This window comes from Psychrobacillus sp. OK032 (assembly GCF_900111345.1).
Taxonomy (GTDB): Bacteria; Bacillota; Bacilli; order Bacillales_A; family Planococcaceae; genus Psychrobacillus.
Genome location: NZ_FOGY01000004.1, coordinates 81,795 through 97,037 on the forward strand (window position 1 = coordinate 81,795; position 15,243 = coordinate 97,037).

Annotated in this window: 12 protein-coding genes and 1 riboswitch; of the genes, 7 read left to right on the forward strand and 5 right to left on the reverse strand. The window is 36.7% G+C overall.

Features of this window, described 5'->3' with window-relative positions; genetic code table 11:
• Positions 1 to 7: 7 nt before the first annotated feature.
• From BMZ04_RS09210 to BMZ04_RS09225, 3 genes are all read right to left on the reverse strand, one after another.
• The gene (locus BMZ04_RS09210) at positions 8 to 679 is read right to left on the reverse strand and encodes a methionine ABC transporter permease (protein WP_093268504.1); all 672 of its coding nucleotides are present in this window, start codon (positions 677 to 679) and stop codon (positions 8 to 10) included.
• Complete coding sequence (locus tag BMZ04_RS09215; protein ID WP_093268509.1) at positions 676 to 1,695, reverse strand: methionine ABC transporter ATP-binding protein; 1,020 nt, start codon at positions 1,693 to 1,695, stop codon at positions 676 to 678. Before BMZ04_RS09215 ends, BMZ04_RS09210 begins: the two co-directional genes overlap by 4 nt.
• A 374-nt stretch (positions 1,696 to 2,069) precedes the next feature.
• Entirely contained in the window at positions 2,070 to 2,891 is an 822-nt protein-coding gene (locus BMZ04_RS09225; RefSeq protein ID WP_093268519.1) for a MetQ/NlpA family ABC transporter substrate-binding protein, read from the reverse strand.
• Between the two features lie 93 nt (positions 2,892 to 2,984).
• Positions 2,985 to 3,098, reverse strand: a riboswitch (SAM riboswitch).
• 149 nt (positions 3,099 to 3,247) lie between these two features.
• On the opposite strand from BMZ04_RS09225, the gene BMZ04_RS09230 reads away from it, so the two are divergent.
• The gene (locus tag BMZ04_RS09230) at positions 3,248 to 3,754 is read left to right on the forward strand and encodes a PPC domain-containing DNA-binding protein (protein ID WP_093268524.1); all 507 of its coding nucleotides are present in this window, start codon (positions 3,248 to 3,250) and stop codon (positions 3,752 to 3,754) included.
• 695 nt (positions 3,755 to 4,449) lie between these two features.
• Here BMZ04_RS09230 and BMZ04_RS09235 read toward each other — a convergent pair.
• Positions 4,450 to 5,613, reverse strand: a complete 1,164-nt coding sequence (locus BMZ04_RS09235) for a pyridoxal phosphate-dependent aminotransferase (RefSeq protein ID WP_093268528.1) — start codon at positions 5,611 to 5,613, stop codon at positions 4,450 to 4,452.
• 85 nt (positions 5,614 to 5,698) lie between these two features.
• On the opposite strand from BMZ04_RS09235, the gene BMZ04_RS09240 reads away from it, so the two are divergent.
• The 4 genes from BMZ04_RS09240 to BMZ04_RS09255 all read left to right on the forward strand — a co-directional run bounded on the left by BMZ04_RS09240 (position 5,699) and on the right by BMZ04_RS09255 (position 9,216).
• Positions 5,699 to 6,478: a carbon-nitrogen family hydrolase gene (locus tag BMZ04_RS09240; RefSeq protein ID WP_093268533.1), complete on the forward strand. Its 780-nt coding sequence runs from the start codon at positions 5,699 to 5,701 to the stop codon at positions 6,476 to 6,478.
• A gap of 270 nt (positions 6,479 to 6,748) precedes the next feature.
• Positions 6,749 to 7,930, forward strand: a complete 1,182-nt coding sequence (locus tag BMZ04_RS09245) for an amidohydrolase (protein ID WP_093268537.1) — start codon at positions 6,749 to 6,751, stop codon at positions 7,928 to 7,930.
• Between the two features lie 120 nt (positions 7,931 to 8,050).
• Positions 8,051 to 8,533: a PaaI family thioesterase gene (locus BMZ04_RS09250; protein WP_093268541.1), complete on the forward strand. Its 483-nt coding sequence runs from the start codon at positions 8,051 to 8,053 to the stop codon at positions 8,531 to 8,533.
• Between the two features lie 101 nt (positions 8,534 to 8,634).
• A complete protein-coding gene (locus tag BMZ04_RS09255; RefSeq protein WP_093268546.1) occupies positions 8,635 to 9,216 on the forward strand; it encodes a YitT family protein in 582 nt (193 codons plus the stop codon).
• Positions 9,217 to 9,263: 47 nt separating this feature from the next.
• On the opposite strand, the gene BMZ04_RS09260 is transcribed toward BMZ04_RS09255, so the two are convergent.
• Positions 9,264 to 10,541, reverse strand: coding sequence for an MFS transporter (locus tag BMZ04_RS09260; RefSeq protein WP_093268551.1), 1,278 nt, complete (start codon positions 10,539 to 10,541; stop codon positions 9,264 to 9,266).
• A gap of 474 nt (positions 10,542 to 11,015) precedes the next feature.
• On the opposite strand from BMZ04_RS09260, the gene BMZ04_RS09265 reads away from it, so the two are divergent.
• Positions 11,016 to 12,572 carry a Ppx/GppA family phosphatase gene (locus BMZ04_RS09265; RefSeq protein ID WP_093268559.1) on the forward strand — a complete coding sequence of 519 codons (1,557 nt, stop codon included), beginning with the start codon at positions 11,016 to 11,018 and terminating at the stop codon, positions 12,570 to 12,572.
• A gap of 341 nt (positions 12,573 to 12,913) precedes the next feature.
• Positions 12,914 to 15,022, forward strand: a complete 2,109-nt coding sequence (locus BMZ04_RS09270) for an RNA degradosome polyphosphate kinase (RefSeq protein WP_093268564.1) — start codon at positions 12,914 to 12,916, stop codon at positions 15,020 to 15,022.
• The last annotated feature ends 221 nt before the right edge of the window (positions 15,023 to 15,243 follow it).

Here is a 15,243-nt window from a genome sequence, read left to right on the forward strand (position 1 = left end):
CCTCCAACTAGTCTTTTTTCAATCTTGCAGCAAGTCTATTGCCTATAGATTGGATACTTTGAACAAGCACGATCAAAATGAAGACCGTAGCATACATAACATCGACTTCATAACGTAAATGTCCGAAACGATAAGCTAAATCCCCAAGACCACCAGCACCGACCATACCAGCCATTGCCGTTGCTCCTATTAAACTAACAGTAGAAATAGTTAAACCTAATATAATAGAAGGGCGTGCTTCACGTAGGAGCACATGCCAAATGATCGATCTAGTTTTAATACCCATAGCGGTATAAGCTTCCACCACACCGTTTTCAACTTCGAGTAGTGCTGACTCCATCAGACGTGCAATATAAGGGGCCGTGTAAATAACGAGAGGGACGATAACTCCTTTTACGCCAATTGTCGTTCCAACGATGTATCGCGTAAATGGTAGAATAAAAAATAGTAAAATAATAAACGGAATAGAACGAACTATATTAATCACTAGGTTGCTAAGTTGATATAAAAACTTATTTTGCAAAGTTTGGCCAGGTCTTGTTAAGACGATTAAAATTCCGAGTGGTATTCCAATAAGCACGGAGAAAAACAAAGAAATTCCAACCATTTGAAACGTTTCAATGACAGATTTACCGATAATCGGTAGCCATTGATCTGTAAATTGCTCTAATCTACTCATGATTGTCCCTCCAAGTTCTCAATACCTACGCCGTTTTCGTCTAAAAATTGTAACGCAGCATTTACTTGATCTTTTTCTCCCATTAAATGAATGACGATATTGCCGATAATGCCATTTTTCAGTTCAATAATGTTGGCTGTTAAAATATTAGGTTGCACATTAAACTTTTTGCTAACTCCAGCAAGTAGTGGCTTTCCAGCACTTTCGCCCACAAACGTTAAGCGTGTTACGCTACCCGTTACATGTAATTGTGAAATTAAAGCAGGGGATAGATTGCGCTGACTGATTGTATTTAAAAACTTTTTACTTGTAGGATGCGTAGGTTTAGTAAACAATTGAATCGCATTATTCTGTTCTACAACATAACCATTTTCCATTACATATACATGATCACAAATTTTTTGAATGACGTTCATCTCATGTGTAATAAGCAAAATAGTAATTCCTAGGTCTCTATTTATTTTCAATAGAAGATCTAAAATGGAATCGGTTGTTTCGGGGTCAAGTGCGCTAGTTGCTTCATCACTTAATAAAATTTCTGGTTCTTGTGCAAGTGCTCTTGCAATAGCAACGCGTTGCTTTTGACCACCAGATAATTGATTTGGATAATTTTTGTGTTTATCTGTTAGCCCAACAATCTCTAAGTATTTTTCTGCTCTATTTTGTACTTCTGCTTTGTTATAACCAAGAAGTTTAAGAGGAATTGCAATATTATCGTAAACAGTAGCTGTTTTTAAGAGGTTGAATCCTTGGAAAATCATCCCTATTTTATTGCGAGCTTCACGTAATTTAGGAAGGGGGAGAGAGGTGGTTTCTACTCCATTTATGTATACTTTTCCTTCAGTGGGTCTTTCGAGTAAATTCACACAACGAATAAGCGTACTTTTTCCAGCACCACTGTATCCTATAACCCCATGAATTTCTCCTTTTTTTACATGTATATTTACATTGTTTACTGCTTTTACTTTACCGCTTTTACTATTGAATTCTTTTGAAATATTTTCTAATACAATCATCATATGTCTTCCTTTCTAAAGAAAACGTTACCGGAGTCGGTAACGTTTTAACTTGATTCAGCAAATGTCCACCAACTCTAAATAAAAGGGAAGGAGTCACTGAAACTACCTTCAATTCAGCAGGATTCAAATCCCTTCTGAATATCGAGGAACTCTGGCTAAGATCGCCACATCCTGTGGCAACGCCTGAGTGACCACCATCCTGGTGGCCTAAAGCCTCCGGCGGATGCCACAGATTTTGAAAGGAATTAATTAGGGATGCTAGCCTAAGTACGTCGCATCCATGCGACAACGGCTACCTGACCTGCATCACGCAGGCCCAAGCTCAATTCAAAATCTGGGCGCAATCACGCCAAGGCGTGATTGATTAATCTTTACTCATCCCAGCTAGGTAATACAGAACCTTGAAACTCCTCTTCAATGAATTGTTTTACTTCTTCTGATTGATAAGCTTTAACAAATTTTTGAATCGTTGGGTCATTTTCATTTTCTGCACGAACAACAATATAGTTTACATATGGTGAGTTCGATGATTCTAGTAAAATAGAATCTGCTTTTGGATTTATGCCAGCTGCTAATGCAAAGTTAGTATTGATTGCAGCAGCATCTACTTCGCTTAATTGTTTCGGAATTTGTGCAGCTTCTAGCTCAATAAATTTTAAGTTTTTTGGATTTTCTTCAATGTCGTATATTGAAGCAGTTTCTCTTTTATCTTCTTTAATTTTGATGAAACCATTTTCTTCTAAAATATATAATGCACGCGCACCGTTTGTTGGGTCGTTTGGTAATCCGAACGTAGCCCCGTCTGGTAAGTCATCCATTGATTCATATTTATCCGAATAAACTCCCATTGGGTTTAAAATTGTTTTTCCTACAGTTACTAGATCTGTTTTGTGATCTTCGTTAAAAGTTTCTAAGAACGGTCCATGTTGGTAGCTGTTTGCATCTAAATCACCTTCCGATAATGCCGTGTTTGGAAGGATGTAATCAGAGAAAACTGTAATATCGATCTCTAGTCCGTCTTTTGCAGCTACTTCTTTTGCCACTTCTACGATTTGCTCATGTGGACCAGCAGTTACACCAACAACTAATTTGTTCGTATCTAAAGCTTTATCACCACTACTAGAGTCATCGCCACATGCAGCAAGTGCTCCAGTTAATAATACGCCTGATAAAAGTAATCCAAATTTTTTCATTTCTAATTCCTCCTAATAATTACAAGAAAAAATGAATAAATATAAAAGCCTCTCTTCCAAAAGAAAGAGAGGCGCAAAAATACAATCTGTCCTCTCTTATCTTCCAAAACAACAATGTTTTGCAGGATTTAGCACCTTTCTACATTCGAAAATGAAGATGGTTGCCGAGCTTCAACGGGCCAGTCCCTCAGCTACTCTTGATAAGAGATATAAACTATTAAATTATTCAGAAGTTCCATAACAAATAATTTACTACATCAATTTGCTAAAGTCAACGAATTTTTTATTGTTGAAATATTCTGTTGTTGTAGTATAAAGTTATTATCAATAAATAAATATACAAGGATGATGAATATATGTCAGCAGTAAGAGTCAATTATGCAACTGGGCAGCTCGGAAAAACGATAGGTGCGAGATTAGTATACGGAACGGATTTACTAGAGGGAATCGAGCAAATATGTAAAGAAAATAAAATAGAATATGCAACGATTATTAGCTGTTTTGGTAGCTTTCAGAAAAGTGGATACGTGTATTTAGTACCTAATGAGGCTTCAAAAATAGGTGTTGGGTATAATGACCTCGTAGTCAAAGAAGGACCAATCGAATTTTTACAAGGTACGGGAGTTATTTGTAAGAGAGAAGGGGAGTACGAAACTCATTTTCATGGAACGATGTGTGATCAAAAAGGGAATGTTTTCGGTGGTCATTTCATCAAAGGGGAAAACCCGGTTATAACGGTGGACCTCGTGATAGCTGAAGTTACGGGAATGGAATTTCATCGAAAATTTGATCTCGAAACAGGTGCAAATCAATTTTATCCGGTTGGGGTTAATGCAACGGAACCAAAAAGAATAGAAAATTAAAAAATTATCCTTGTTAAGGATAAAGGCGCAACATAAGAATAGTGCGCAACAATACGTTTCCGCTATGATTTCCGCCGGGTGAGCGATAAGCCATCACCGATGCTTCGCATTCGTTGTGATGGCTTATATCCTCACTCATTCGGCAGGAGTCGCCGCCTTCCGCTAGAATCATCTTATGTAAACTATATAATTTCTCTCAATATTCCAGAGCATATTCGCAACATATTGATGCATTTGCGCAATATTTAAAAGCCTCATAAAATGCCATCACATGACAAGCAAGGCTTTACAATAAGTAAGTTTGTCGAATTCACTGGATTCTATATCGTATAACCATTTACTGGACTTATTTTTAGGAAATGCTATATAAGATTGGATTAAGGGCGACACTGTTTAACTAGCAAGCTCAGTGGATTGGAGCGGAAGGGCGGCGACTCCAGCGGGAATAGCATGAGCTGAAGACCCCGCAGGAGCAAAGCGACGAGGAGGCTGAAGCCATGCCCGCGGAAAGCGTCCGCCCTGCAGCGGAAATCCTAGCGGACATTTCTTACGACGCATTATCCCTTTATTACGCTCAATTTAGAAGTGTCTTATTCAATGTTGTTTTGCGAAGATTATCCATAAATCATTAATTTTGAATTTCACAGAAATGAAAAAGCTATCTCAAAAGCAATGTTTTGAGACAGCCTCTTTCACTAAAACAAATCTAATTTAGCAATTCGTTCAACAGCTTCTACTAATCGATCTTCATCGACCAACAAACCTACGCGAACGTAACCTTCACCAAAAGTACCGAACCCATTGCCAGCTGCCACAGCAACGTCTGCTTTAGCTAGTAATAAATCTGCGAACTCTTCACTTGTATACCCATTGGCAACAGGTAACCACGCAAAGAAAGATCCTTTAGGTGCTTTAACATCCCAACCAATTTTCGAACACGCGTCCACTAATGCATTTCTTCTACCTTCGTACAATGAAACCAACTCATCCACGCATTGTTGACTTTCATTTAGAGCTGCAGCGGCAGCCGATTGTACTGCAGGGAAAAGGCTGACAAATAAATGATCTTGAATAATATTGATTGCTTCAATCATTTTCGCGTTTCCTACTGCAAATCCAACTCGCCAGCCAGCCATATTATATGTTTTCGATAGAGTATACATTTCTACTCCTACTTCTTTTGCACCTTCTACTTCTAGGAAGCTTACTGGTTTTTTTCCGTCAAATCCAACTGCACCGTATGCGAAATCATGAACAATAGCAATATCCGACTCTTTTGCGAGTTGCACAGTTTCTTCAAAAAATTCTTTTGTCGCTGTAGCACCTGTTGGGTTATTCGGGTAGTTTAAATACATCAATTTAGCTGCTAGTTTTTGATCCTCTGTTAATTTGGTGTAATCTGGCAAGAAATCATTTTCCTCCAAGAGGGGCATCGTATCAAATCGAACATTTGCTAGTCCCGCACCAGATAAATAATCTGGATATCCTGGATCTGGAAGAAGCATCAATTCTTGTTCATTCATTATTGCGAGTGGTAATTCTACTAACCCTATTTTTGTTCCGAACATAATTGCTACTTCTGTATTTGCATCAATGTCGACATTATACTCGCGTTTATAAAAGTCTGCAGCTGCTTGTTTCAATTCATTTATACCTCTAAAAGGGGAATATCTATGTGATTGTGTATTAGCAGCCGCATCTTGTAGTGCCTTCACAATATGTTCCGGCGTCGGTTGATCCGGATTGCCTTGTCCAAGATTGATGACATCTCTTCCTTCCGCTACAGCGATCGTTACCTTTTGAACAAGCGTAGCAAAAAATTGCGGTGATAGATTTTTTAATCGATTTGAAAAGTCCATTTACATAACCTCTTTTTTTTAATAGTTGCATATATTAGACAAATCTTATAATCTTTTTAGTATTATGTCTATAGGTGGTGTCGAGATGAAAGTTGCTTGTGTTCAATCAGATATTGTTTTTGGTGAGCCAAAAGAAAATTTTAAAAATGTAGAGAAACAGATTCGAGAGGCAGCTTCAAGTGGAGCAGATGTAGTAGTATTGCCAGAAATGTGGAATTCGGGATATGATTTAACTCGATTAGAAGAAATTGCAGATGTGAACGGAGAAGAAACGAAAAAACTATTATCCCAACTTTCAAAAGAATTGAATGTACATATTGTTGGAGGTTCTGTTTCTATAAAAAAAGGAGACAAATTTTACAACACTATGTATGTTACGAATACTTTAGGTGAAGTCATAGCTGAATATGACAAAGCACATTTGATTAAATTGATGGATGAACATCTTTACTTTGAAGCAGGTAATGAAAAAAATCTATTTACGCTTGATGGCGTCAAAATGGGTGGAATCATTTGCTATGACTTGCGTTTTCCTGAATGGACGAGAGCGCATTCGCTAAATGGTGCCAAGGTTATGTTTATACCGGCGCAATGGCCGGCTAAACGAATCGATCATTGGAAAATACTGTTGCAAGCAAGAGCAATAGAAAACCAAAGCTTTATCATAGCGGTGAATCGTGTTGGAAGCGACCCGAATAATGAATTTGGCGGTAAATCCATGGTAATAACTCCTTGGGGAGAGATTTTATGGGATGGTGGAGACGAGGAATGCGTTCAAATTGTCGATATTGATCTGGACGAAATAGAAGATGTACGAGAACGTATTCCTGTGTTTTCGGATAGAAGAGAAGAACTTTATCAATAATTAAAAAGACTGTAGAGAAACTCGAATATTATTTGAGTTGTCTACAGTTTCTTTATTTGTAAATAATATTTACCATATTCATTTACTAATTTTGTCGAAAAAAGTTTATAATGTTGAAAATGCACGAATAGGTAACGAAGGATTGGGAATATTATACTGCGGTGATTATTTCTAATTTCATACTAAATGTGATAGCTGGTAGTTTAGTTTTTGTGAATACATTTGTACAAAATAATATAAATCAAAAGATATAGAGGAGTGAATTCTTTTATGAGAGAACGATTAATGACTATGCTAGAAGAACGCAAAAAAGAGATTATTGCTATTCGACGTCATTTGCATGAGAATCCAGAATTATCTTTTCAAGAAGAGAAAACAGCACAATATATCATTGATTTTTATGAGGGAAAAGATATTGAAATCGCAACGAATGTCGGTAATGGTTTTGGCATTATAGTGACGATCAAAGGGACGAAATCCGGAAAGACAATTGGTTTACGAGCAGATTTTGATGCACTTCCGATTGTAGAAGAAACCGATGTACCGTTTAAATCGAAAGACGAAGGCGTTATGCACGCTTGTGGTCATGATGGGCATACGGCATATTTATTGGTACTTGCCGATTGTTTAATCCAACTGAAAAATGAACTTTCTGGTACGATTAAAATTATTCATCAGCATGCGGAAGAAACACCTCCTGGAGGTGCAAAAAGTATAGTAGAATCCGGATTGTTAGACGATTTAGACGCCGTTTACGGGATTCACTTATTCCCAATGCATCCGGCTGGTGTTATAGCATATCGAAGTGGTTTTGCAATGGCAGGGCGCACATACTTTAAACTTGTTATACAAGGGAGAGGCGGACATGGTTCTTCTCCTCATTTAGCAAATGACTCCATTATAGCTGGAGCCCATTTTGTAACAGCTATTCAAACGGTTATTAGTCGCCGGTTAAGTCCATTTGATGTAGGGGTTATTACGATTGGTTCATTTGATGGAAAAGGTACATTCAACGTCATAAAAGACAGTGTAGAATTAGAAGGCGATGTACGCTACATGACAGATACTACACAAAAACGAATTGAAGAAGAAGTTCTTCGTATCGTGAAAGGAATTGAAGTGGAATTCGGTGTTACTTGTGATTTAGAGTATGTAGCCGATTATCCCCCACTGTATAACACGCCTGAACTAGTAGCGGATGTAGTTCAAACATTAATACAGTCAGAACAAAAGGAAATTCAAGAAGTAGTAGAGGGCCCAATGCTTTCTGGCTCGGAAGACTTTGCTTACTATTTGAAAAAGTTTCCTGGTGCATTCTTATATATCGGAAGTGCACCGAAAGGAGTAGAAAACCCATTCTTTAATCACCATCCCAAATGGGATATTGATGAAGATGCATTATTAGTTGCTGCAAAAGCAGTAGCGGAAATTGTTTGCAGTTATAACAAGTAATAGAAAGGCTATCTCAGGAAAGAGTACAAACTCATTCTTTGAGCTAGTCTTTCTTTTTTTTGCATTTTTCAAACAAATAAAAGTATAATAGAATTGCAGTATAAAAGGGGGAGAAAAGAAATGACAAATGACGTTCGTGCTATACAGGATGATTATCCAGACGACTTTGCTTGGTGCTATGGTTGTGGTAGGTTAAACGAAGAAGGGTACCATTTCCGAACAGCTTGGAATGGGGAACGAACAGAAACAATTTACGATCCAAACGAAAAGCATATCGCGATACCTGGCTTTGTCTATGGCGGTTTAATCGCTTCACTTATCGATTGTCATGGGACGGGCTCTGCTTCATTAGCGTTACATCGTAAAAATGGTTTTGAACCAGGAAGTGAAGAAGCACCGCCAAGATTTGTTACTGGATCCTTACATGTGGATTTCTTAAAACCAACTCCGCAAAAAGTAACGCTTAAAGCAGTTGGAACAATCGAAGAAATTCATCCGAAGAAATGGAAAGTAACAACAGAAGTTTTTGCAGGAGATACGCTATGTGCTAAAGGGGAAGTAGTAGCGGTCGTCATGCCTGCAACTTTTGCAGTAACCAATTAATCTAATTAGTATTATTTAATTATCGTAAAACACAGGATTTCAAATTCCTGTGTTTTTTTGTGTGTACAAACATATATATGATTTAGTGGAAGGTGGGGAAAATGTATTTTATAAATAAAACGTTGATCATTTTTATTGGTAGTATATTCATTGCGCTGGGGATTAATTTTTTTCTAGTTCCTTTTCATTTATTAGATGGTGGGGGAATTGGATTAGGTTTAATCCTCCACTATTTATTAGATATAAAGGTAGGTATTGCAATTTTATGTATAAGTGTACCGATTTTTCTCTTAGCTTGGATATATTATCGTCCTTTTTTTTACAACGGTATACATGGACTGCTGATTTCTTCCGTCGTTATTGATTTTTTATATCCTTTACATATTGTTGGGGGGAAATTTGTTACATCTGAAATGCTTGGAGCTATTTGTGGTGGAATATTGATTGGGTTCGGGGTAGGTATCATGCTACGATCTAAAATAACGCTTGGAGGAACTGATTTACTTGCGCAAATGCTTGCAAAACGGTTACATATTAACCCTGGGCTTTGTATTTTATCTATTGATATTGTAATCGTATCACTTGGTTGCATATTAATCGAAGCCGTTTCTTTCGTATATTCATGTATAACGGTAATTTCTGTTGGAATCACTACCTCGTTTATTGTGAAAAAGCATTATTAATTTAAAAAGAGAGGATTGTAGAAATAATCTACTCCCCTCTCTTTTTATTAATTTACACTAACTTCATCTACGGATGGACTAGTCTTTGGCTCTGGTACTCTAGACAAGATGATGAATCCAATAATAAATAACACTACTAAACTAAAAACACCATAATTGGACTTGCCTGTTACTTGTGCAGTTAAAGCAACTAATAAAGGTCCCATAATCGCAGCGAACTTACCGAAAATATTATAAAACCCAAAAAACTCATTGGAATTTTCTTTTGGTACAAGCTTTCCAAAATAAGATCGACTTAGTGCCTGGATACCACCCTGTGAAGTTGCAACTAACATGGCTAAAATCCAAAAATCAACAACTGTTTCTAAGAAAAATGCATACGTACAAACAATAATATAGACAATAATTCCTACATACAGCATTTTCTTTTCGGAAAACTTTCCTGCAAGCCACCCATATAATAGGGCAAATGGTGCAGCAACAACTTGGGTTGCAAAAAGAATGATTAATAAACTAGTAGCACTAAGGCCTAAATCTGTCCCATATGCGGTAGACATATTAATAACGGTACCAACTCCATCAATATAAAAAAAGTATGCGAGTAAGAATAAGAACAATGCTTTATATTGACGGATTTCTTTAAATGTCTTACCTAAGCGTTTAAAACTTTGAATAACTGGTTTTCCTTCTCGTTCAATAAAATGAATCTGTTTCACATTTTTGAACAGTGGAATAGAAAATACAACCCACCAAACTGCCGTTATAAGAAATGCAATTCTACTAGCATTTGTAGTGGACAACGCAATTATTTCCTGTTGAGAAAGCACAATGATGATTATACTTATTAAAAAGGGTATAGTACTACCAATATAACCTAGACTATAACCTCTAGATGATACTTTATGCATACGCTCATTAGTCGTTACATCGACGATAAATCCATCATAAAACACATTTGCACCAGTTGCGCCAAGAGCCGCTAAAGTATAGCAAATGAGTAGAAGTAACCAATTATCAAATGGTACAAATGCAAGCATCGCAGTGAATGTTACACCGAGTACAAAGAAAAACGTAAAAAATTTATTTTTCATTCCACGATAATCGGCGATTGTTCCTAAAATAGGTCCAAGCATAGCTAATATAAAGGTGAATATAGCAATCGTATATCCTAAGTAAGCGGTAGAATCAGCAGCATCTACTCCAGCTGCTGTCGCCGAAGATTTATAAAATATTGGAAACACTGCGGTTGTAATCGTTATCGTATATGCCGATGATCCCCAGTCGTAAAATGACCAACTGTTCTCCTCTTTGGTGAACTTTTTCATCTGTCTAATTATCCCCCTAACGTCGTTTTCCTTATTGTACATGATACAAAAGGATCAAGGGGGGAAATTATGAAATATTACGTTAACTTAACAAACTCATTCAGTATAATGAAAATCAATTACGCCTCGGCGTAATTGCGTCCAGATTTTGAATCGAGCTTAGGCCTGCGTGATGCAGGTCAGGTAGCCGTTGTCGCAAGGATGCGACGTACTTAGGCTAACATCCTTTAAAAACTCCTTTCAAAATCTGTGACATCCGCCGGAGGCTTTATCTTCGTTCAGCGGGAGTTTGAACACTTGCTGAACAGGAAATAAAACCGCATTCATCTCATGACCTCTAGAGGTGAGAGACTTCTGCTCCTGCGCAAGCTCGTCGCAAAAAACATCTGCTGAATGAAGATAAAAAATTTACAAAACATTTACAAATATATCGAACAGTTGCGTTTAAAATAATTAATAGAGGAGTAAAAGCTTATGGACACAATGACAAATCGAAAAGCAATTATTGATATAGGATCAAACTCTATTCGACTTGTAGTATATAGTTACAACTCATTACAAGGATTAGTAGAGCATCATAATTTTAAAACAGTTGCGCGACTCAGTATGTATATAGATTCTACCGGTAATTTAAATAATGATGGTATTCAAGTGCTTTTGGAAACACTGTCAAAATTTAAAGAAATACTTGAAGATATACAAGTAAAGCATGTTTTTGCTGCTGCAACCGCAGCTATTCGTCAAGCTGAAAATAAGGAAGCAATTTTAGCATACATAAAAGGAAAATTAGGTTTAACTCTAACGATTCTAACCGCTGAACAAGAAGCGTATTTTGGATATTTAGCAGTTATACACTCAACGAATACACAAACAGCTGTAACGATCGATATGGGCGGGGGAAGCACAGAAATTACTTTATTTGTGAAAAAAAAGCTAATACATATGCATAGTTTACCATTTGGTGCAGTTTCATTAACAAGAAGATTTATGAAAAGTGAAGAAATGACGCAAGAAGAAATTATCCAATTAAGTAAATATGTAAACGAACAACTTCAACCGCTTACTTGGTTACATAATGTACAAGTTCCGATCATTGCAATTGGAGGAAGTGCGCGAAATATTGCACAAGTTGACCAACAACTAAAAGATTCTTCACTGAATGGTATTCACCAGTATGAGTTGAAATCAACCGATTTACAAGAAATTAGTTCGCAATTTTCCAAATGCTCATTAGACGAATTAAAAAAAATAGATGGCTTATCGAGTGACCGGGCTGATATTATCGTTCCAGCACTGGAAACGTTTCGACTGTTTATGGACAAGGTGAAGGCACCTTCATTTATATATAGTAAACGAGGCTTAAGGGAAGGTATTATTCTATCCCAATTAGTTGGAAAATTCCCATTAGAGTTTAATGTGAATGAAGTGGCGCAAAATGCTGTTCGTCATGTTTTAGGGAAATTTAATGTTAAAGAAGAAAATACATTGCATTTATACGATATTTTTACAACGATTTATGATCAATTTATTGAATGGAATTATATAGAACCGCTAGAAAATGAGCAATTATTGCGCTTTGCATACATATTGTTTTATATAGGAGAACATATTGATCAAGATGCAGCGAGTCAGCATACTTTCTATTTATTAACCAATCTAACAATCGATGGACTTACCAATGAAGAACGGTTAAAAATAGCGCTACTAGCCTCTTATAAAAATAAGGATACGTTCAAACAATATGTATCTGCCTACGACCATATTTTAAAAGGGAACGAGTCTAAAAAACTGCGGGATATTGGAGCATTAATTCGTTTTACAAAAGGCATTGATGTATTGGGACGTTCTAATATTAAACAAATTACTTTAACGAAACTCTCAGATGAACTGGTTCTTACTTTTATTGTTGCCGGTAATTATATGTTAGAAAAATACCAAGCCGAAAAATTAAAAAAACATTTGGAAAAAGTAGTGAATTGTCAAGTGAAAATAATTTTTCAACTTCATTCAGCAAGTGTTTTCTGCGACTAGCTTGCGTAGGAGCAAACAATAACTGCTGATATCAAGGAACTCTGGCTAAGTTCGCCGCATCCTGCGGCAACGATTGCATGACTCACATCCTGTGAGCCTCAACACCTGAGTGACCAACATCCTGTTGGCCCAAAGCCACCGGCGGATGTCACAAATTTTGTAAGGAGTGTTGGGGAAGGTAGTCTAAGATAGCGACGTCCTGCTCCTGCGCGAAGCTCGTCGCAAAAGAGCTTTTGTCGCAACGACTACATGACCTACATCCTTTAGGCCTCGAGCGCAATTCAAAATTTGGACGCAAATACGCCGGGGCGTATTTGATTGGAGATGGAGGATACCATATTGTGAACGAGAAAATAGTAGATGATCATCCATTTAATGATTATGCAAATTATAATAATAGGGAAATTAGCTGGTTAGCTTTTAATGAACGGGTTTTACAAGAAGCAGAAGATGATGCAAATCCACTCTTAGAACGCTTTAAGTTTTTAGCTATCTTTAGCTCTAATTTAGATGAATTTTTTATGGTTCGTGTTGCCGGACTTCAAGATCAAGTGAGGGCTGGTTTTAACAAACCGGAAAATAAAGCTGGCCTCACACCAAAAGAACAATTAGCACAAATATCATCGATCACCAAAAAACTTGTGGATAGACAAATGGCTATATATAAAGATTTAATAGAAAATCATCTTCCACAACACGGCATTTCGTTATTGAAATATTCCCAGTTATCCAAAGAACAGGTGAAAGAATTACAAATTATTTTTGATGAAGAAATATTCCCTATACTAACCCCGGTTGCAGTAGATGCATACCGACCATTTCCGATATTATTGAGCAAAACAATGAATATATTGGTGATGGTAGAAGAAGGGAGCACAAGTAGCAAGGACAATGAGCAAAACAAAATTGCGATTGTACAAGTTCCATCTGTGTTAAGAAGGTTTATCCAAGTAAAAACGAAAGATGGTACGTTTGCAGCGGTATTATTAGAGGATGTTATTATCGCAAATATTTCCAAACTTTTCCACGGATTCGAAGTAAAGCATGCAAATCCTTTTCGAATTACTCGAAATGCTGATTTAACGATTCATGAAGAAGGTGCGCGTGATTTACTAATTGAAATAGAAAAAGAATTAAAGAAGCGAAAATGGGGTGCAGTTAGTAGGCTTGAAGTGAAAACGAGCGAAATACAACAGAAGGTATTGAACTATTTATTGGAGCAGCTAGAAATACATCGCGACGATGTTTACAAAATACACGGACCGCTGGATATAACTTTTTTATTTTCCTTTATTCAATTTTTTGAAGGGAATTATAACGAACTATTTTACGAACCTTTTATACCACAACCACCCAAAGATTTAGCAAGCGATGAAGATATTTTTGCAAAAGCACTAAAACAGGATTTGTTTTTTCATCACCCATATGAATCGTTCCAACCTATTATTGATTTCATTGATAAAGCAGCGGATGATCCTAAAGTGTTAGCGATTAAACAAACATTGTACAGAGTGAGCGGTAATTCTCCGATTATTTTGGCGTTAAAAAGGGCCGCTGAAAATGGAAAACAAGTGACCGTACTTGTCGAACTTAAAGCGCGTTTCGATGAAGAAAACAATGTCCATTGGGCGCGTGAACTAGAAAAAGCCGGTTGTCTCGTTATATATGGAATGCATAATTTGAAAACACATTCCAAGATTACCTTAATTATTAGGAGCCACAACAACCGTATTGAGCAATTTGTCCATTTAGGCACGGGGAATTATAATGACAAAACTGCTCGTATGTATACAGATATGGGGATTATTACGACGAATAAGAAAATAGGGTCAGACGCAACGCAATTTTTCAACTATTTAAGTGGTTATACAAATAAACCAGAATATAATAAGTTGGTTGTTTCTCCATACGACATTCGAGATAAGTTTTTATATTTGATAGATGAAGAGATAGAATATCATCGCGCTTTTTCTAATGGGCATATTAAGCTCAAAATGAATTCACTGACGGATAAGGATTTAATCGTTAAATTGTATGAAGCTTCATCTGCAGGAGTGAAAATCGATTTAATCGTACGCGGAATTTGTTGTTTACGCCCAGGTATTGCTGGAGTAAGTGAAAACATAACAGTTACGAGTATAGTAGGAAGATTTTTGGAACACTCGAGAATTTATTGGTTTCATAGAAATGGAGCGAGTCGATTATATTTATCTTCTGCAGATATGATGACCCGGAATATGGTAAAGCGAGTGGAGATTTTGTTTCCCGTGTTAGCACCAACTATTAAAAAGCGTGTAATGGAAATATTAGATATCGAACTTCAAGATAATGTTAAAGCGAGAGTACAAGATTTAAATGGTATTTATCATTTTAAAGAAATCGTTGGAAAAAGCATTAATAGCCAGCGGATTTTCTTAGAAAAAGCATCTAGCCATATCCAATATGTGTAATTACCTGATATTAGTTACTAATTATGAATGATATAATCAATAGAATTATAGTAAGTGTTAATCACGTTTTTTTGAGTAATTTGGTACCGAGATTTCTAAATACCAGAGGGGGCGCTAGTACTGCTAGCGCCCCCTGGAATTTATTTGGTATTGAATAAGACTTATATTCGTTTATCACCAACATACAAGTGTATGCTTCATTCATATGATTTTCTAAATTA

What these genes read in the sequence shown, in the direction of transcription:
- BMZ04_RS09240 (WP_093268533.1), top strand. Translation starts at nt 5,699, where the DNA reads ATGAAAGTTGCTTGTGTTCAATCAGATATTGTTTTTGGTGAGCCAAAA.
- BMZ04_RS09210 (WP_093268504.1), bottom strand. Translation starts at nt 679, where the DNA reads ATGAGTAGATTAGAGCAATTTACAGATCAATGGCTACCGATTATCGGT.
- BMZ04_RS09230 (WP_093268524.1), top strand. Translation starts at nt 3,248, where the DNA reads ATGTCAGCAGTAAGAGTCAATTATGCAACTGGGCAGCTCGGAAAAACG.
- BMZ04_RS09250 (WP_093268541.1), top strand. Translation starts at nt 8,051, where the DNA reads ATGACAAATGACGTTCGTGCTATACAGGATGATTATCCAGACGACTTT.
- BMZ04_RS09235 (WP_093268528.1), bottom strand. Translation starts at nt 5,613, where the DNA reads ATGGACTTTTCAAATCGATTAAAAAATCTATCACCGCAATTTTTTGCT.
- BMZ04_RS09225 (WP_093268519.1), bottom strand. Translation starts at nt 2,891, where the DNA reads ATGAAAAAATTTGGATTACTTTTATCAGGCGTATTATTAACTGGAGCA.
- BMZ04_RS09245 (WP_093268537.1), top strand. Translation starts at nt 6,749, where the DNA reads ATGAGAGAACGATTAATGACTATGCTAGAAGAACGCAAAAAAGAGATT.
- BMZ04_RS09255 (WP_093268546.1), top strand. Translation starts at nt 8,635, where the DNA reads ATGTATTTTATAAATAAAACGTTGATCATTTTTATTGGTAGTATATTC.
- BMZ04_RS09260 (WP_093268551.1), bottom strand. Translation starts at nt 10,541, where the DNA reads ATGAAAAAGTTCACCAAAGAGGAGAACAGTTGGTCATTTTACGACTGG.
- BMZ04_RS09265 (WP_093268559.1), top strand. Translation starts at nt 11,016, where the DNA reads ATGGACACAATGACAAATCGAAAAGCAATTATTGATATAGGATCAAAC.
- BMZ04_RS09215 (WP_093268509.1), bottom strand. Translation starts at nt 1,695, where the DNA reads ATGATTGTATTAGAAAATATTTCAAAAGAATTCAATAGTAAAAGCGGT.